Here is a 17,564-nt window from a genome sequence, read left to right on the forward strand (position 1 = left end):
GCAATTCAAATGGGGTGAGGTCACTTCAGTTGGAAGCATCACTGTAGCGGGCGAGCTGTCGACTGTATCGAGCGAGCTGTCGCCGTAGGTGCCTCGACCTGACCAGTGTCTTGACACGGCGCTGGTCACAGCGTTTGACTGAGATGCAAGCTCGAGTTGATTCGCCGGACTGTGTCCCGGGAGGTTGACCTATGCGCGGCAATGGAATTGCAGGCAAGGCTTTCTCAGGCGAGGGCTGTAGACGTGGACAAGAATCTCACCGAGCAAGGTCTCATCGCGGGACCGTCTCGGTTCTGGCTTTGGTTGGGGTGTGCGTACTTTCGTTTGCCACCACTCAGATGGCCGGCGCGCAACCGGTTGCAGAGAATGTCGATACCGGGTTCGTGATCCCTTTTGCCGGGGCACCGGTCTACGAGAGCGTCGCGCCCACGCAGATGACTACTCCGGATCAACTCAACCAGCCACTCGGTCAGCAGACTGCGGAAGAGATTGCCGCGCAGATCGGACTCGAGCCAGCCGACGCTTTGACCGAGGAGCAGTATCGCGACCTCATGACCGGCGGTGGGATCGGTGGCAATCTCGAGGATGCCGAGGTGATCGACGAATGCGCTCGGATTCTCACCAATACGAACGGGCGGCCCCTCTATTCCGGCACTACGCCGTCGGTTCTGGCCAGTTACGGGTTGTACGTGAATCCCGACGGATTGCTGGAGAGTCCGGCCAACGCGGATGCGCCGACGCGACAGGTGAATACGCTGATCGCCCCTGGCGGTTTCGTGGGCACCTGGTTGCGCAACAACGGTGCGACGCACACTCTGATTGCGCTCTATCAGTCGGCATACACGGTGCAGGCAGTCTACGGATTTGCAGCGCAACAGATTTCGGGAGAAGCACAGCTGGTGACCAACACCAAAGGCGATGTGAGTTCGGAAGTCGGCATGTCGATGGCGCCGCCGCTCTGGATAGTGAACTTCGCACTGCTCTACATCTTGAAGCCGTCACTGGCGGCGGCCATGCCTGCGCACTGGGCTCCCATTCCGCCTGCCGTTGCCGACGCCGTGAAGGCGAGTCCCACCGGTCAAATCGCCTTCAGTGACTATGCGTCCTATTTCGAGTGATCGGTCTGCCGGACAGCGCTGACGAACTTCTCGATCAAAGCGTGGTCCTTGACGCCGCGGGAAGACTCGACGCCGCTGGAGACATCGACGCCCCAGGCACCGGTGGCATCAAGAGCGTCACGGACGTTCTCCGGGGACAGTCCGCCCGCCAGGATCCACTGGCCTTGGGGGCGCGATTGCTGTTGTGCCCAGTCCCACGGCACGCCGGATCCGGCGTCGGCGCCGTCGATCAGAAGTTCGTCCTCGCCGAGGTCGAGGTTGTAACCGTCGCGGACGTTGCTGGAGACAACAGCGCGGATGACAGTGAGGCCGGCGTCGTGCAGCCGCTGCACTTGCTCGGCGTCGACCAGATCGTGAATCTGCACGGTACGAAGACCGGTGATCTCGGCGATCTCGAGGACCTGATCGATCGGGTTCCCGAGAAATACTCCGATTGCCCGGATGTGTTCGGGGATTCGTGCAAGAAGATCGACTGCGAGTGCGGGGTCGACTTTGCGGACGCTCTCGGCGAAGACGAAACCGATGGCGTCGACGCCCAGACCCACCGCGAGGTCGACCGTGTCAGCGTCCCGCAGCCCACAGACCTTGATGAATGTCACCTGATACACAGTACTAGCGTCGTCGCCGTATCAGCGTGGTCGTCTAGCCTCGTGCGTGCGACATTTCTACGTGCGAGAGGCTTGACGTGGACTGGCTCTACCGAATCAGTTTGATCTCGGGACCACTGCCGGTGATCCTGACTGTGCTCGGGGTCCTGGGTGGTGTGTGGCTGCTCGGTTCGAGCGTTCGCTGGTACTACCGCAGAGCGGTACCGATCGCGGGGCTGATCGCACTGGTGATCATGATCGCCGTCTGGATCACCGTCGAAAAGGTGATCGTGCCGTTCCCGGATCCCATCGAGATGTCGATCTACGTGTGGATCGGAATCGGTATCTACGCGGTGCTACTTCTCGGGCCGCGAATCAAGGCGGGCGGAACGATCGCGAAGGCGGTGGTGTCCGTCGTTGCGACCGTTCTGGTCATCGTCACCGCCGCGACGCAGATCAATCTGGTCTTTGCTGCCTACCCGACGGTGGGAATTGCCTTCGGACACGATGATTTCGACCGCATTTCACTCAGCGAAGTTCCCGGTCCGACGGATCCTGTTGTCACCGGCGATCCCACCGACACGGTGTGGAAAGCGCCGGAAGGCATGCCGATTCGCGGACGAGTCACGACTTTGCCTGTTCCCGGAACGATTTCGGGATTCTCCGCACGTGACGCCCAGGTGTATCTGCCGCCGTCGTACTTCACCAATCCGCGTCCACTACTGCCCGTCCTGGTGCTCATGGCCGGTCAGCCTGGCAAGCCCGAGGACTGGCTCCAGGGCGGAAAGCTCACCGCGACAATGGATGCTTTTGCCCGGGATCACGAGGGGTTGGCGCCGGTCGTCGTGATAGCCGATGGAACAGGCTCGCAGATGGCCAATCCGCTGTGCACCGACTCGTCGCAGGGCAAGGTCGGCACGTACCTGGCAAAGGATTTGCCCGCTGCAGTGGCGAATGCGTTCCAGATCGACACGAACCCGAGGGCGTGGGCCATCGGCGGACTCTCTTACGGCGGTACCTGCTCGCTGCAGATGGCTACCAACTACCCCGACGTGTATCCGACGTTCCTCGATCTCTCCGGTCAGTTGGAGCCCTCGCTCGGTGACCGACAGCGAACCGTCGACGAGATATTCGGCGGCGACGAGGCGGCATTCGTGAAGGTGAATCCGATGGACCTGCTGGCGACCCGGAAGTTCCCGAACTCGGGCGGAGTGTTTGTGGTCGGAACAGATGACAACGAGTTCAAGCCCGGCCAGCAAAAGGTGTACGAAGCGGCCAAAGCGGCCGGAATGGACGCCAGATATCTCGAGCTTCCCGGTGGTCACAGCTTTTCGGTGTGGTCGGCCGGCGTCGAGCAGGAGCTGACGTGGATCTCGCAGCGAATGGGTCTGATCAGCTGAATCCTGTTCCGGTTTTGGAACGTGTTCTATATTCGGTGTGTGGCTGCCGTTCGGCAGTCTCTCGATCGTTCACCGACTGGAGTTCAGGCACATGTACGAGTGGTCCGACACCGACCTGATGTTCCGCGACGCCTTGCGGGGCTTTATCGACAAAGAGGTGCGACCTCACGTCGACGAGCTCGAAAGTGGTGCGCTACCGCCGTTCGACATCATTCGCAAGCTGTACTCGACCTTCGGTCTGGCCGACATGGCACGCGAGGGCCTCGAGAAGTCGCTCGCACGCGAGCGCGGCGATGCTCCGTCCGGTGACGGTGAGAAGTCGAGCGCCTTCAGTGGCGCCGGCAGCATGGGCGTTGTGCTCAACAGCGAATTGGCCGGCGTCAGCCTCGGTCTTGTCGCGTCGTTGGGCGTCAGCCTCGGATTGGCCGCTGGAACTATCCGCAGCCGCGGCACACTCGCGCAGAAGGAACGCTGGCTCCCCGGCTTGGTGACATTCGAAACCGTCGGTGCATGGGCGATCACCGAACCGGACTCCGGCTCGGATGCCTTCGGCGGTATGAAGTCCTACGTACGCCGCGACGGTGACGACTACATCCTCAACGGCAACAAGACCTTCATCACCAACGGTCCGTACGCCGACGTGATGATCGTCTACGCAAAGCTCGACGAGGGGGACGCTTCGGTTGATCGTCGTGACCGCAAGGTGCTCGCCTTCATCCTCGACAAGGGCATGGAGGGGCTCACGCAGAGCCCGCCGTTCAAGAAGATGGGAATGAACTCCTCGCCCACCGGTGAGCTGTTCTTCGACAACGTCCGCATCACCAAGGATCGTCTGCTCGGCGAAACCGAGGACAGCGGAAAGTCCGACGGAAAGTCCAGCGCCAAGGAGAGCTTTGCCGCCGAACGCATCGGCATCGCGTCGCTCTCGCTGGGCATCATCAACGAATGTCACCGTCTGAGCATCGAATACGCGAAGTCCCGCAAACTGTGGGGACGTGAGATCGGGCAGTTCCAGCTCATCCAGCTCAAGCTCGCCGAGATGGAGGTCGCTCGAATCAACGTGCAGAACATGGTCTTCAACGCGATCGAGCGCACCGCGGCCGGAGACAAAGTGAGCCTGGCGGAGGCGTCGGCGATGAAGCTGTACTCGTCGCGCGCAGCGACCGAGGTCGCGATGGAAGCCGTACAGCTGTTCGGTGGAAACGGCTACATGGCCGAATACCGAGTCGAGCAGTTGGCGCGTGATGCCAAGTCGCTCATGATCTATGCGGGCAGCAACGAAATTCAGGTCACCCATATCGCCAAGGGCCTCCTGGGCTGACACCGGAACGTTTTCGCTGGTCGGTCGACCGCAGCAGGAACCGGATAGTCTTGCTGCGGTCGGCGACACCGCGCCGGCGGATCGGAGTAAGCAGTGAACGCGCCAGATACCACAAATGTTCATCCGATGGCCGGGCAACCACGAGTGGTGTTGCTGAAGCCGTTGATCGACAACCCGTTGATCGAGGTAGGGGAGTACACCTACTACGACGATCCGGAGTTCGCCGAAGAGTTCGAGACTCGAAACGTGTTGCATCACTACGGTCCCGACAAACTGGTGATCGGAAAGTTCTGCGCCCTGGCCACCGGTGTCACCTTCATCATGAACGGCGCGAACCATCGTATGAACGGTGTCTCCACTTACCCGTTCCCGATCATGGGCGGCGATTGGGCCCGGCACATGGATTTGGTGCAGGATTTGCCGTCGCGCGGTGACACCGTCGTGGGGAACGACGTGTGGTTCGGCGGGGACGTGACAGTCATGCCCGGTGTCCGGATCGGCCACGGGTCGATCGTGTCCACCGGCGCAGTCGTAACACGCGACGTCCCGGACTACGCAATTGTCGGCGGCAACCCGGCAATGGAGATCAAGCGTCGCTTCAGCGCTGAAGACATCGAGAAGTTGGTGCGAATTGCGTGGTGGGACTGGCCGATCGAGAAGATCACCCGCCACGTCCGAGTGATCTCGGACGGAAGTGTCTCGGAACTCGAAGCGGTTGAGTGATCTACCGATCTGCTAGTTCGATCGAGTGAGCGAGTAGTTCCGGACATAAAGCAGGGCGGCCGCGAGAAGGCCGACGGCAAGACCTGTTGCGGTGAAGGTGATCAGGTTCGGCTCGAGGTCGAAGTGGATAACGGCGAAGAGTGGTTCCGCAACGCGGTCGCGCAGCGTTGTGAATCGCATTCGAGGATCGTCTCATCTCGGCCCGAGATCGAGACTCTTTGTCGGTGGCTTGTATTAGCTTGTGCGCATGACTCTCACACTCGGCATGATCACTTTCGACAGTCTCGATCCCGGTCCGCTCGCAACGTGGTGGGCGGCGCAGTTGGGCGGAAACATCGTCGAGGAGAACGACGGTTGGTTCTACATCGTCGCGGTCCCTGACAGCGCCACCAACTTCGCATTCCAGAAGGTCCCGGACCCCACTGCCGGCAAGAATCGCATCCATCTCGATTTGGGGAGTCCGGATCTCGACGCCGAGGTGGCGCGGCTCGTCGAGGCCGGAGCAACCGAGCACCACCGCGAGAACATGGACGGTTTCCGTTGGGTGACGCTCCTCGATCCTGATGGGAACCAGTTCTGCGTGTCCGGTCCTCACGCCTGAGCTGACAGGTTCTGAGCTCACCCGATTCGCGCCCACTGATTTCGTGCCCACTGATTCCGCGGGCACCGATCCGGGCATGATGAGGGGCATGACTTCTCAGACTTCTCGGACCGGGGCCGACGCAGTCGGCCTGTGCAGCTTCGTCGATTCGTCACCGTCGCCGTTCCATGTGTGCGCGACGGTGGCGACCGAGCTGACGGCCGGTGGGTTCGTCGAAGTCCACGAAACGCAGTCGTGGCCCGCCGAGCCCGGACGGTACTTCCTCGTGCGCGGTGGTTCGCTGATTGCCTGGAGCACCGAGGGCGTGGGAAACACCGCTCCGTTCCGGATCGTCGGAGGTCACACCGACAGCCCGAATCTGCGGGTCAAACAGCATCCCGACCTCACTTCGGCCGGGTGGCAGATGGTGGGCCTCGAACCGTATGGTGGTGCGTGGCTGAACTCTTGGCTCGACCGCGATCTCGGTATCTCTGGCCGATTGAGTGTCCGGGTGGGAAACACGGTGGAGCAGAAGCTGGTTCGCATCGACGACCCGATTCTGCGTGTTCCGCAGTTGGCTATCCACCTGTCCGAAGATCGCAAGGGCGTGACGCTGGATCCGCAGCGGCACGTCAACGGAATCTGGGGAGTGGGTTCGAAACCCAAGTCGTTCATCGGATTTGTCGCCGAGCGTGCGGGTGTAGCCGCGTCGTCGGTTCTCGGCTGGGAATTGATGACACACGATCTTGCGCCCAGCACAGTCGTGGGGGTGGACAAGGAATTGGTCAGCGCCCCTCGGCTGGACAATCAGGGCACGTGTTATGCAGGGACACAAGCACTTCTGACCGCAGTCGAGTCACCCGGTCAGCAGGTCCCGGTGCTCGCACTCTTCGATCATGAAGAGGTCGGCAGCATGTCCGACCGTGGAGCTTTCTCAGATCTGCTGAACACCGTGCTCGAACGGATCGTGTTGGGGCGCGGTGGTGGCCGCGAAGAATTCCTGCAGGCGATGGCGGGCTCGGTGTGTGCGTCGGGCGACATGGCTCACGCGACGCACCCCAACTACCCGGACCGCCACGAGCCCGCTCATCGGATCGAGATCAACGGTGGGCCTGTACTCAAGGTGAACCAGAACCTGCGATACGCCACCGATGCGGCCGGTGCAGGCGAATTCGCGCTCGCGTGTGATCAGGCGGGAGTGCCGATGCAGCGCTACGTCCACCGCGCCGATCTGCCGTGCGGCTCCACCATCGGACCCATCACGGCATCACGGACCGGACTGTCCACCGTCGACGTCGGCGCACCCCAGCTCGCGATGCACTCTGCCCGCGAGTTGATGGGCGCGGCAGACGTCCGCATGTATGCCGACGCGCTCGGTGCCTTCCTCACGCCTCGAAGTTAGAGGTCGCGTAGTTAAAGTGCTGAGAGCCCGGCGGGTGCGGCCGGGAGACCCTCGAAGAAGTCGGCGCTCGGTGTGAAGAACATCGAGCCCGTCACGGCCGTCGAGAAGTCGAGTAGTCGGTCGTAGTTGCCGCGGGGGTCGCCGAGAAACATGTTCTCCAGCATCCGTTCGGTGATGGCAGGCGTGCGGCAGTAGCCGATGAAAAAGGTGCCGATCTCGTCGTCACCGAGGCGCCCGTACGGCATGTTGGCACGCAGGATCTCGAGAGCCTTGCCGTTCTCGTCCTTGATCGCGTTGAGCGCGACGTGCGAGTTGGCCGGCTTCACGTCGGACGTCATCTCGATGTCCTCGAGCTTGCTGCGCCCGATCACACGCTCCTGCTCGTCGACGGTGATTGCTTCCCAATCGCGCATCCTGTGGATGTAGCGCTGGATATGGACGTAGCTGCCGCCGGTGAACGCAGGATCCTCGTCGCCGACCGTCACTGCGGCGACGGCGTCGCGGCCGACCGGATTCTCGGTGCCGTCGACGAAGCCGATGAGGTCGCGGTTCTCGAAGTACTGGAAGCCGTGAACCTCGTCGACCACCGTGGCCGCGCCGTGCATTCGCTTCGTGATCTGCCGAGCCACCTCGAAACACGCGTCCATACTCATCGCGCGGATGTGGAAGAGCAGATCACCGGGAGTCGACGGCGCCGAGTGGACGTCACCCTGCAAAGCGGTGAACGGGTGCAGCAGCGCAGGGCGCTGACCGGCGAACAGTCGATCCCAGGCCATCGAACCGATGCTCGTCACGACGTCCAAACCCGATCCAGGGACACGCAGCCCCACAGCCCGCTGCAGGCCGGCGACATCGGCGAGCAGTTCTCGTGTGGTGTTCTCGCCACCCGGATTCACGGTCGCGACCAGGAAAATTGCAGCCGGAGTGAGGGGAGTGGTCACCGACTGGGACTGTGCCGTGAGGTCGGCTTGACGAACATCCTGGGGCATGCGAGACCTTTCGAGGGAAAGAATGAACCGGCCTGACCTTAAGAAAACCGACCGGATTACCCAAACCGGGGCGGGTGTGACGGGCGATACTTCGCAGGCCTGGAGGTGTTGCGGGTGCTGCCGTCTGCGGAAGTCGTCGGCCCACACCGATAGACTGTCCCCCGGCACGTTCTTTCGTTGGGCACATTCGTGGTGTCCCGCTCCGCGCCGGCTTGCCTCTTGACTCCCGTAGGGAAGGGACCACTCTCCAGTGTCTGCTCACCAGGTCGATACCGTCACGCACGCATCGGCTGATCCCGATGCCGCTCAGCCGTTCAAGGAGCTCGGTCTCAAGGACGACGAATACGCACGCATCAAGGAGATCCTGGGCCGCCGTCCCACGGACGCCGAACTGGCGATGTACTCGGTGATGTGGAGCGAGCACTGCTCGTACAAGTCCTCGAAGGTCCACCTCGGATACTTCGGCAAGACCACCACCGACGAGATGCGCGCCAACATGCTGGCCGGAATCGGCGAGAACGCCGGCGTCGTCGACATCGGTGACGGCTGGGCAGTCACGTTCAAGGTCGAGAGCCACAACCACCCCTCGTACGTCGAGCCCTACCAGGGTGCGGCAACCGGTGTCGGTGGCATCGTCCGCGACATCATGGCCATGGGTGCTCGTCCGATCGCCGTCATGGATCAGCTTCGGTTCGGTGCTGCTGACGCCCCCGATACCCGTCGCGTCGTCGACGGTGTCGTGCGTGGTGTCGGTGGATACGGAAACTCCCTCGGCCTCCCCAACATCGGCGGCGAGACGGTCTTCGACGAGTCCTACGCAGGCAACCCGCTGGTCAACGCACTGGCAGCCGGCGTCATGCGCGTCGAGGATCTGCATCTGGCCTTCGCTTCGGGTGCAGGCAACAAGATCATCCTGTTCGGCGCACGCACCGGTCTCGACGGCATCGGCGGCGTCTCGGTCCTCGCGTCGGCGACGTTCGACGACGAGGGTGGAGACACCGGCGGACGTAAGAAGCTCCCTGCGGTTCAGGTTGGCGACCCCTTCACCGAGAAGGTGCTCATCGAGTGCTGTCTCGACCTCTACAAGGCCGGCCTCGTTGTCGGTATCCAGGACCTCGGCGGCGCCGGACTGTCCTGCGCCACCTCCGAGCTGGCTGCAGCCGGTGACGGCGGCATGCACATCAACCTCGAGAAGGTTCCGATGCGCGCCACCGGCATGACCCCCGCCGAGGTGCTCTCCAGCGAATCGCAGGAGCGCATGTGCGCCGTGGTCACGCCCGAGAACGTCGATGCGTTCATGGAGGTCTGCAAGAAGTGGGACGTCCTGGCCACCGACATCGGCGAGGTCACCGACGGTGAGCACCTCACCATCTCCTGGCACGGCGAGACCGTCGTCGACGTTCCCCCGCGCACCGTCGCTCACGAAGGCCCGGTCTACCACCGTCCCGTCGAGCGCCCGGCAAGCCAGGACGCGTTGATCGCGAATACGACCGCCGGACTGAAGCGTCCCGAAACCGACGCCGAGCTCGAAGCGACCCTGCTGAAGATGATCGCCTCGCCTGCCCTGTGCAGCCGCAAGTGGATCACCGAGCAGTACGACCGCTACGTCCGCGGTAACACCGTCCTGGCCGAGAACGCCGACGGCGGTGTCATCCGCATCGACGAGAAGACCGGACGCGGAATCGCACTGTCCACCGACGCTTCGGGCCGCTACACCGCGCTCGATCCGTACACCGGTGCGCAGCTCGCATTGGCCGAGGCTTTCCGCAACGTGGCAGTCACGGGCGCAACGCCCAAGGCCGTCTCCAACTGCCTGAACTTCGGTTCTCCCGAGGACCCGGGTGTCATGTGGCAGTTCCAGCAGGCCGTTCGCGGCCTCGCCGACGGCTGCGCCACCCTCGGCATCCCCGTCACCGGCGGCAACGTCAGCTTCTACAACCAGACCGGATCCACGGCCATCCTGCCGACGCCGGTGGTCGCCGTCCTCGGTGTGATCGACGACGTTCACCGCCGTATCCCGACGGGCCTCGGACTCGAGCCTGGCGAGACGCTGATCCTGCTCGGCGACACCCACGACGAGTTCGACGGTTCCATCTGGTCGCAGGTCGAGCACGGTCACCTCGGTGGCGTGCCGCCGAAGGTCGACCTCGCCCGTGAGCAGCTGCTTGCGGACATCCTGCTCGCCTCCTCGCGTGACGGACTGGTCACCGCAGCTCACGACCTCTCCGAGGGTGGACTGGCCCAGGCTGTCGTCGAAGCCGCGCTGGCCGGCGAAACCGGTTGCCGCATCCTGATTCCCGAGGGCGCAGATCCGTTCGTGACCCTGTTCTCGGAATCGTCCGGACGCGTCCTGGTTGCGGTTCCTCGCACCGAGGAGACCCGCTTCACCGGTATGTGCACCGCTCGCGGCTTGCCGTGGACGCGTATCGGGGTCGTCGACGAGGGCAGCGACTCCGTCGAGGTCCAGGGACACTTCTCCGTCACGATGGCCAAGCTCCGTGAGGCCTTCGAGGGAACGCTGCCCGCACTGTTCGGGTGATAGATGGTCGATTCCGGAGAACTGACTTCTTCTGACAGCCAGCCGCAGGAACACCACCTGCGGCTGGCTGTTCCCGCATCTCTCGAGAAGTTCGACAACCGCTTCACCGAGTGGGCGTGGGGGCTCCTCAAACTCGACTTCACCGGCATCGCGTTTGCCGCGTTCTTCTTCTGCTGGTCTCTGACGCCGTCGTTGCTGCCGCGCGATTGGCTCTTCCAGGGTCTGATCGGCGGCATCAACTCGGCCATCGGCTACGGCGTCGGCACCGCGATCGGTTGGGCTGTGGAGCGATACCTGCTCAGCGGTCGACGGTGGTGGCCCCTTCCCGAGCCGGTGCCTTCCGCGATCAAGGTCTTCGTACCGGTCGCATCCATCGTCGCGGCGATCATCATGTTGGTCTACGCCGCCGGGTGGCAACGCGAAATTGCGGCGCTGACCGACGCCGAAGGCACAACCACCTCCGGCTACATCCGAACCCTCGGATTGAGCCTCTTCATCGGCGGCCTGCTCATCTCGATCTGGCGGGTCCTCCACGATCTGGTGAAACTGATTGCCCGACAGCTGATGCGGCGGTTCCACTGGTCGCGGTCTGTGGCCAATGGTGTCGGCGTCCTGGTTGTCACCGTCCTGTTCTTCATGTTGGTCGACGGCGTTCTGGTCCGCGGAATCTATGCCGCGACCAACTCGATCTTCAGTCTGCAGAACTCGACCACTCGCGACGGCGTCGTCGAACCGCAGGATCCGATGAAATCGGGTAGCCCCGAATCTGCTGCTCCCTGGGACACATTGGGGTTCGAGGGGCGCAACTTCGTCTCGCGTGGACTGGACGCCCAGGAACTCGAAGCGGCAACCGGTAAGCCCGCGATGGATCCGATTCGCGTGTATGCCGGACTCGAAAGCGCCGAAGATCCCGAAGAGCGTATGGATCTGGTCATCAAGGAACTGGAGCGAACCGGCGCCTTCCAACGCAAGGTCCTCGTGGTCATTCCGACGACAGGTACAGGGTGGGTCAATCCCACTGCGGCACAGGCAATCGAACTTGTACATGGCGGCGACACTGCTCTTGTCGCCAGCCAGTACTCGTACCTGCCGAGTTGGATTTCGTTCCTCGCAGACCAGGAGAAGGCGCAAGCTGCCGGGCGCCTGTTGATCGAGCGGGTACACGAAAGATGGCTTCAGGAACCGGAAGCCACCAGACCGAAGTTCATGGTCTACGGCGAGAGCCTCGGCGTCATGGCCGGCGCGGGGGCATTCGACACACTGCAGGCGGCGCGCGATACCGCCGACGGAATTCTGTGGGTAGGTCCGCCGAACGCGACGCAGTTGTGGCGTTCGATCGAGAAGAGGCGCGATCCCGGCACTCCCGAAGTGGCGCCCGTGTACGCGGACGGTCTGGCCGGAGTCCGGTTCGCGGATCGCTCCGAAGACATCCCGACCGACGGTATGACGTGGCCGCAGCCGCGAGTTCTGTTTGTCCAGCATCCTTCCGATCCGGTGGTGTGGTGGTCACCCGACCTCATGTTCAACCGGCCCGAGTGGCTCAAGGAAGTACCGGGGTTCGACCGCTCACCGTCGATGAAATGGTTCCCGGTCGTGACGTTCTGGCAGGTGTCCGCAGACCTCGGTAACGCCGCGGGAGTTCCGGACGGTCACGGTCACAATTACGGAACCTCCGTTCTGGACGCCTGGATCAGCGTCGCCCAGCCCGAGGGATGGACGGCCGCAGAAACCGAGCGGGTGCGGTCGGCGTTGGTTGTCGCCGTGAAGTCCGAGGGCCCCGAGAAGTGAAGGGAGTCGCCTCGATCGCGCTCTCCGCCGCCGCGATCACCTGGAGCAACGTCGTGCTTCCGGCATTCGGTCTTTCGCCTCGCGCTCGCGCCGTAGTCAACACCGCGGCCGGTCTGTCGGCCATCGGAGTCTTACTCGCACGTGGTTACACCCGCGAGGAACTCGGATTGGCACACACCGGAATTCGTGGTGGTGCCCAGTTCGGCGGAGCCGCGGCCGGGGCGGTCCTCACCGGATACAGCGCCGCTCTGGTTGTCCCGTCCTTGCGTGCGACACTCGCTGCCGACGAGCGAGCAGACGGCCGTGAGGACTTCCTCGAATGGATCATCTTGCACATCCCCTTCGGCACGGTGCTTTCCGAGGAACTGTTGTTCCGTAGCGCGATGTCCGCAGTCTGGAATCGTGAGCTGAACCGTCCCACCGCGCAGGCTGTTCATGCACTGACTTTCGGGTTGTGGCACGTCGCCCCCGCCCGCGGTGCCGGCGACAACGTTCCCGCTGCAGTGGCATTCACCGGCGCGGCGGCACTGCTGTTCGAGTGGCTGCATCGCAGGGGTGGCAGCGTCCTCGCACCGGCATTGCTGCACCTCGCGACCAATGCCGGTGGCGCACTTGCCGTTCGTATCGCTACTCGAAGACAGGGAGTGAACTGATGCCGCCCCGCCGCGCCGTCGACCCCGCCGAATTCCGTGCCGCAGTCCTGGCTGTCGGCCCGTGGCTTCGCGATCCGGAACTTCCGAAGCCTTCTCGCGCTGAACTCGGCGCCGCAGTGAAGATGAGTGCGCGCACTCTCGAACAGATCGCCCCCGGATCGAGCGTCGAGGTGCGGGTGCCGCCGTTTGTCGCCGTGCAATGCATCGAAGGTCCACGTCATACGCGCGGAACCCCGCCAAACGTTGTCGAGACGGACGCTCGCACGTGGTTGCAGATGGTCACCGGACTGCTCGAGTTTTCCGAGGCCGCAGGTGACGGGCGAGTCGACGCCTCAGGGAGCCGCGCCCCCGAAATTGCGCACTGGCTCCCACTGCTCCGGTTGGCGTAGTGACAGAGACCATCCGGTTCGCTTCGGCGTGATCTGAGGCCCAAGGCTGCCCTCAGGGGAAGTGTGTCCCAAAATGGCCGTAGACTGTGGATGCCCCCCAACCCCTGCCCACAAAGGGAGCGCCCGGTGACTCGTGCCGATCTGTCGGTCAACAGTCCAAATCTCCTCGCTTCGAACCCGTCCGACGAGGACGAGAACGAGCCCCGCGAAGAATGCGGTGTATTCGGCGTCTGGGCGCCGGGAGAGGATGTGGCGAAGCTCACTTATTACGGCCTGTACGCACTTCAGCACCGTGGTCAAGAAGCTGCCGGCATTGCGGTAGCCGACGGCTCCCAGGTGTTGGTGTTCAAGGATCTCGGCCTGGTCAGCCAGGTATTCGACGAGCAGACTCTCGCAGCGATGCCAGGACATGTCGCCGTCGGACATTGCCGTTACTCCACCACCGGTTCCACGACGTGGGAGAACGCGCAGCCCATCTTCCGTACGACCACTGCCGGTACCGGCATCGCGCTCGGCCACAACGGCAACCTGGTCAACACCGCTGAACTCGCGAGCCGCACCCGTGCAGCCGGCCTGGTCAACGACAAGCGCCCCAATGCCGCGACTTCCGACTCCGACCTCATCGGTGGTCTCCTGGCACACGCTGCCGGCGACAGCACCATCGAACAGGCCGCGATGGAATTGCTTCCCACGTTGGAGGGCGCGTTCTGCCTCACCTTCATGGACGAGCACACGCTGTACGCAGCGCGCGATCCGCACGGCATCCGCCCGCTCTGCCTCGGTCGACTCGACCGCGGTTGGGTAGTCGCCAGCGAGACCGCAGCCCTCGACATCGTCGGCGCGTCGTTCGTTCGCGACATCGAACCCGGTGAGCTACTCGCGATCGACGCAGACGGCGTCCGCTCCTCGCGTTTCGCGAACCCGACTCCCAAGGGTTGTGTCTTCGAGTACGTCTACCTCGCGCGTCCCGACAGCGTCATCGGTGGCCGTTCGGTCCACTCGACCCGCGTCGAGATCGGCCGTCTGCTCGCCAGCGAGCACCCCGCCGAAGGCGATCTGGTCATCCCCGTTCCCGAGTCCGGCACCCCCGCCGCCGTCGGGTATGCCCAGGGTTCGGGCATTCCTTACGGCCAGGGTTTGATGAAGAACGCCTACGTCGGCCGTACCTTCATCCAGCCGTCGCAGACGATCCGTCAGCTCGGTATCAGGCTCAAGCTCAACCCGCTCAAGGAAGTCATCCGCGGCAAGCGGCTTGTGGTGGTGGACGATTCGATCGTCCGCGGTAACACTCAGCGTGCGCTCATCCGGATGCTCCGCGAAGCCGGCGCCCTCGAAATTCACGTCCGTATCGCCTCGCCGCCGGTCAAGTGGCCCTGCTTCTACGGCATCGACTTCGCCTCACCGGCCGAATTGATTGCCAACGGAGCAGGCGGACAGGATGCGACGTTCGAGGAAATGCTCGACGGTGTGCGTCGTTCCATCGGAGCGGACACGCTCGGATACATCTCCACCGAAGGCATGATCGCCGCGACCGAGCAGCCGGCCAGCCGTCTGTGCGCCGCATGCTTCGACGGGACCTACCCGATCGCGCTTCCCAAGGAAACGTCGATCGGCAAGAACGTCCTCGAGGGGATGCTCGAGAGCACCGCAGGTTCGACGGCCACTCGCGACAACGACAACGCGAGCGCGCTCAGCCGCCCCTGAACACCGAAAGCTGCAAAGCGCCGAAAATCGATAGCCGAGAATCTGCCGTCCACAACATGTGGGCGGCAGATTTTCTGTTCCACGACTTTCCGTTCGACGACACGGCATACGTCGTGAGCATCTGGCATAGTGCCCTCCGTGGCGCAACTGAGAATGGATGGGCACCGGGTACTGGTCGCAGACCTGGTGGGGGACACCATCAAAGCGATCAACGGTTCGATGGTGGCGTACGAGGGTGCGATCACCTTCAAGAACGCCGGTATGGGCGGTGGCGGAGGGTTACGTGCCGCGCTGAAACAGAAGGCGGCAGGTGAATCACTGTCCCTGATGGAAGTCAGCGGACAAGGCACCGTCTACTTCGCGGTCGACGCCCAGGACATCACGATCATCGAACTCAACAACGACGCTCTGCACGTGGAAGCGTCACAGTTGCTCGCACTGGTCGGACAGCTGCGAACCGATGTGAAATTTGCCGGCCTCCGCGGCGCAGGTTCCGGACAGGGCTTGTTCACGACGGTCGTCAGCGGCACCGGTCTGGTGGCCGTGCTGTCGAAGGGCGGACCGATCATCGCGCTCGAAGTCAGCCCGCAGTATCCGCTGGTTGCCGATCCCGACGCATTCGTCGCTCACCGCGGCCAGCTCAACCAGAGCTTCGTCACCGACGTCACCTGGCGCTCCGCGATCGGCGGTGGCAGCGGTGAAGCGTTCTCGCTGCGATTCGACGGATCCGGAGTCGTCTACATCCAGCCCGAGGAGCGCTGAACCATGCCGTTGGAATTGGTGAACAGCAAGGTCGTCAAGTCGACCCTCGCGCCTGGCCAGAACGTGCTCGCCCGCACCGGGTCGATGCTCTACTACACCGGTGACGTCCGCTTCATCCCGCACAGCATGGGCGGTGGGCCAGGCGCCATGCCGAACATGGGCGGTATCGCCGGGATGGCCGGCCGCATGATGTCCGGCGAGCATGCACGCATGATGGCGGCCGAGGGAAACGGTGAGGTCTTCTACGGGCACGCCGGCTTGTACGTCGAGGTCATCCACCTCGACGGTTCGTCGATGCTCACCGTCGAAGCCGACCGACTCCTCGCACATGACGGTTACCTCCAGAGTTCGATAGTCGCTCTCACGTCGCAGGGCGGTGTGCGCGGAGCGGTACGCGGAGCGATGACCGGTCAAGGGCTGTTCACGACGCAGTTGCACGGACAGGGAAGCGTCGCGGTTCTCTCGCACGGGGGCGCGATTCCGTTGCAGGTCGGTCCGAACAATCCTCAGGTCGTCGTCGACCCGCAGGCATACGTGTGCCACATCGGTCAGATCAACGTCGACATCTCCGCGAACGTCGGCTGGCGCGAAGCCGTCGGCAAGGGCTCGGGGGAGTCCATCCAGCTGAAGATGACCGGCGCCGGCACCGTCTGGGTCCAGGCGTCCGAGCAGAAGTTCTGAGAGGGCAAAGAGCATGGGTATCGAAATTCACAATCCGGCGACTCTGCCCGCCAACGACAACGTCCCGGGCAACGACTACGCCTTCTGCGTCGAGATGGCCGGACAACCGTGGTTCACGTCCAAGGGCGCGATGATCGCGTACTACGGAAACATCAACTTCGAGCCGCTCGGGCGCACGAGCATGACGGCGATCGTCGCGGCCAGGTTCTCTTCGCCGCTCTACGCGGACGACTGGGTGCTCGCCCAGGGGCAGGGCAAGTTGATCCTCGGCGACCGCGGATTCAACATCAATTCCTACGACCTCGACGACGGCAACCTCACGATTCGCGCGGCCAATCTCCTCGCCTTCGAGACGAGCCTGGACCTCAAACAGTCCATCGTCCCAGGCTTTTTGACGCTGCTGGGAACGGGCAAGTTCCTGGCGTCGTCCAACGGCCCGGTCATGTTCGCGGAGCCGCCGCTGCGCATCGACCCGCAGGCGTTGGTGGGTTGGGCCGACTGCCCGTCGCCGTCCCATCACTTCGATGCGGACTGGATGCAGAGCTTCCTGGGAGCGGTTCGGGGAAGCATGTTCGGCGCGAATACCGGTGAAGAACGCCAGTTCGATTTCACCGGAGCCGGCACGGTGCTGATCCAGTCGAGCGAGAAGGTCGTCCACGACGGGCACCTCCTCAAACACATCGAATCCGAGACCGTTGCACTCGGGCAGAACAGTCTGCGAGCGCTGCACTCCTCGATCGGTGCGCGGCTGCAGAACTGACGTCTCGGGGTACGCGAGGTCTCACCGAGGGGGCCGGTCCGGTAGCGTATGGGCGTAATCGTCGGTATTTGTGTGCGCGCTCTGGGTCTCGAGTCGAACGATCCATCTCGCGTCACGAGGATTGCAAACACTTCACATTGCAAGACCACTTACCTGTGCACGAGCAAT

At 63.2% G+C, this 17,564-nt stretch carries 17 protein-coding genes; 14 read left to right on the plus strand and 3 right to left on the minus strand.

From position 1 onward, the window contains the following. The first annotated feature begins 191 nt into the window (after nucleotides 1-191). On the plus strand, nucleotides 192-1,118 hold the full coding sequence (locus CPI83_RS06025; protein ID WP_021332097.1) for a hypothetical protein: 927 nt from the start codon (nucleotides 192-194) through the stop codon (nucleotides 1,116-1,118). On the opposite strand, the gene CPI83_RS06030 is transcribed toward CPI83_RS06025, so the two are convergent. Next, nucleotides 1,106-1,717, minus strand: coding sequence for a phosphoribosylanthranilate isomerase (locus CPI83_RS06030; RefSeq protein ID WP_042952822.1), 612 nt, complete (start codon nucleotides 1,715-1,717; stop codon nucleotides 1,106-1,108). The genes CPI83_RS06025 and CPI83_RS06030 overlap by 13 nt on opposite strands. Before the next feature lie 86 nt (nucleotides 1,718-1,803). Between CPI83_RS06030 and CPI83_RS06035 the strand changes: the two genes are divergently transcribed. The 3 genes from CPI83_RS06035 (at nucleotide 1,804) to CPI83_RS06045 (ending at nucleotide 5,149) form a co-directional block, all read left to right on the plus strand. Continuing rightward, complete coding sequence (locus CPI83_RS06035; protein WP_020908943.1) at nucleotides 1,804-3,105, plus strand: alpha/beta hydrolase-fold protein; 1,302 nt, start codon at nucleotides 1,804-1,806, stop codon at nucleotides 3,103-3,105. Between the two features lie 91 nt (nucleotides 3,106-3,196). Then, the gene (locus CPI83_RS06040; RefSeq protein ID WP_007733810.1) at nucleotides 3,197-4,426 is read left to right on the plus strand and encodes an acyl-CoA dehydrogenase family protein; all 1,230 of its coding nucleotides are present in this window, start codon (nucleotides 3,197-3,199) and stop codon (nucleotides 4,424-4,426) included. Nucleotides 4,427-4,552: 126 nt separating this feature from the next. After that, entirely contained in the window at nucleotides 4,553-5,149 is a 597-nt protein-coding gene (locus CPI83_RS06045) for a CatB-related O-acetyltransferase (RefSeq protein ID WP_232816871.1), read from the plus strand. Between the two features lie 12 nt (nucleotides 5,150-5,161). Here the strand turns inward: CPI83_RS06045 and CPI83_RS30700 are convergent, their stop codons facing one another. Then, the gene (locus CPI83_RS30700) at nucleotides 5,162-5,329 is read right to left on the minus strand and encodes a hypothetical protein (RefSeq protein WP_157920612.1); all 168 of its coding nucleotides are present in this window, start codon (nucleotides 5,327-5,329) and stop codon (nucleotides 5,162-5,164) included. A gap of 67 nt (nucleotides 5,330-5,396) precedes the next feature. On the opposite strand from CPI83_RS30700, the gene CPI83_RS06050 reads away from it, so the two are divergent. Together CPI83_RS06050 and CPI83_RS06055 are read left to right on the plus strand one after the other, a co-directional pair. Then, nucleotides 5,397-5,750, plus strand: coding sequence for a VOC family protein (locus tag CPI83_RS06050; protein WP_020970627.1), 354 nt, complete (start codon nucleotides 5,397-5,399; stop codon nucleotides 5,748-5,750). Between the two features lie 88 nt (nucleotides 5,751-5,838). Next, the gene (locus tag CPI83_RS06055; protein ID WP_198586337.1) at nucleotides 5,839-7,131 is read left to right on the plus strand and encodes a M18 family aminopeptidase; all 1,293 of its coding nucleotides are present in this window, start codon (nucleotides 5,839-5,841) and stop codon (nucleotides 7,129-7,131) included. An 11-nt stretch (nucleotides 7,132-7,142) separates the two neighbouring features. Here the strand turns inward: CPI83_RS06055 and CPI83_RS06060 are convergent, their stop codons facing one another. Then, nucleotides 7,143-8,120, minus strand: coding sequence for a Dyp-type peroxidase (locus CPI83_RS06060; RefSeq protein ID WP_097386943.1), 978 nt, complete (start codon nucleotides 8,118-8,120; stop codon nucleotides 7,143-7,145). 250 nt (nucleotides 8,121-8,370) lie between these two features. Between CPI83_RS06060 and purL the strand changes: the two genes are divergently transcribed. The 8 genes from purL to CPI83_RS06100 all read left to right on the plus strand — a co-directional run bounded on the left by purL (nucleotide 8,371) and on the right by CPI83_RS06100 (nucleotide 17,396). Continuing rightward, nucleotides 8,371-10,659: a phosphoribosylformylglycinamidine synthase subunit PurL gene (purL, locus tag CPI83_RS06065; RefSeq protein WP_097386944.1), complete on the plus strand. Its 2,289-nt coding sequence runs from the start codon at nucleotides 8,371-8,373 to the stop codon at nucleotides 10,657-10,659. 3 nt (nucleotides 10,660-10,662) lie between these two features. Then, complete coding sequence (locus tag CPI83_RS06070; RefSeq protein WP_020908936.1) at nucleotides 10,663-12,447, plus strand: alpha/beta hydrolase; 1,785 nt, start codon at nucleotides 10,663-10,665, stop codon at nucleotides 12,445-12,447. Further along, nucleotides 12,444-13,100: a CPBP family intramembrane glutamic endopeptidase gene (locus CPI83_RS06075; RefSeq protein ID WP_069145672.1), complete on the plus strand. Its 657-nt coding sequence runs from the start codon at nucleotides 12,444-12,446 to the stop codon at nucleotides 13,098-13,100. The genes CPI83_RS06070 and CPI83_RS06075 overlap by 4 nt, the downstream gene beginning before the upstream one ends. Continuing rightward, nucleotides 13,100-13,489 carry a sterol carrier family protein gene (locus CPI83_RS06080; protein ID WP_003939745.1) on the plus strand — a complete coding sequence of 130 codons (390 nt, stop codon included), beginning with the start codon at nucleotides 13,100-13,102 and terminating at the stop codon, nucleotides 13,487-13,489. Before CPI83_RS06075 ends, CPI83_RS06080 begins: the two co-directional genes overlap by 1 nt. Nucleotides 13,490-13,615: 126 nt before the next feature. Further along, entirely contained in the window at nucleotides 13,616-15,193 is a 1,578-nt protein-coding gene (gene purF, locus CPI83_RS06085) for an amidophosphoribosyltransferase (RefSeq protein WP_003940541.1), read from the plus strand. A gap of 153 nt (nucleotides 15,194-15,346) precedes the next feature. After that, nucleotides 15,347-15,955 (plus strand): AIM24 family protein, encoded by a 609-nt coding sequence (locus CPI83_RS06090; protein ID WP_003940441.1) that lies wholly within the window; start codon nucleotides 15,347-15,349, stop codon nucleotides 15,953-15,955. A 3-nt stretch (nucleotides 15,956-15,958) separates the two neighbouring features. Continuing rightward, nucleotides 15,959-16,636: an AIM24 family protein gene (locus CPI83_RS06095; protein WP_003939918.1), complete on the plus strand. Its 678-nt coding sequence runs from the start codon at nucleotides 15,959-15,961 to the stop codon at nucleotides 16,634-16,636. 13 nt (nucleotides 16,637-16,649) lie between these two features. Then, on the plus strand, nucleotides 16,650-17,396 hold the full coding sequence (locus tag CPI83_RS06100; protein ID WP_019745100.1) for an AIM24 family protein: 747 nt from the start codon (nucleotides 16,650-16,652) through the stop codon (nucleotides 17,394-17,396). Nucleotides 17,397-17,564: the final 168 nt, after the last annotated feature.

This window comes from Rhodococcus sp. H-CA8f (assembly GCF_002501585.1).
GTDB lineage: Bacteria > Actinomycetota > Actinomycetes > Mycobacteriales > Mycobacteriaceae > Rhodococcus_F > Rhodococcus_F erythropolis.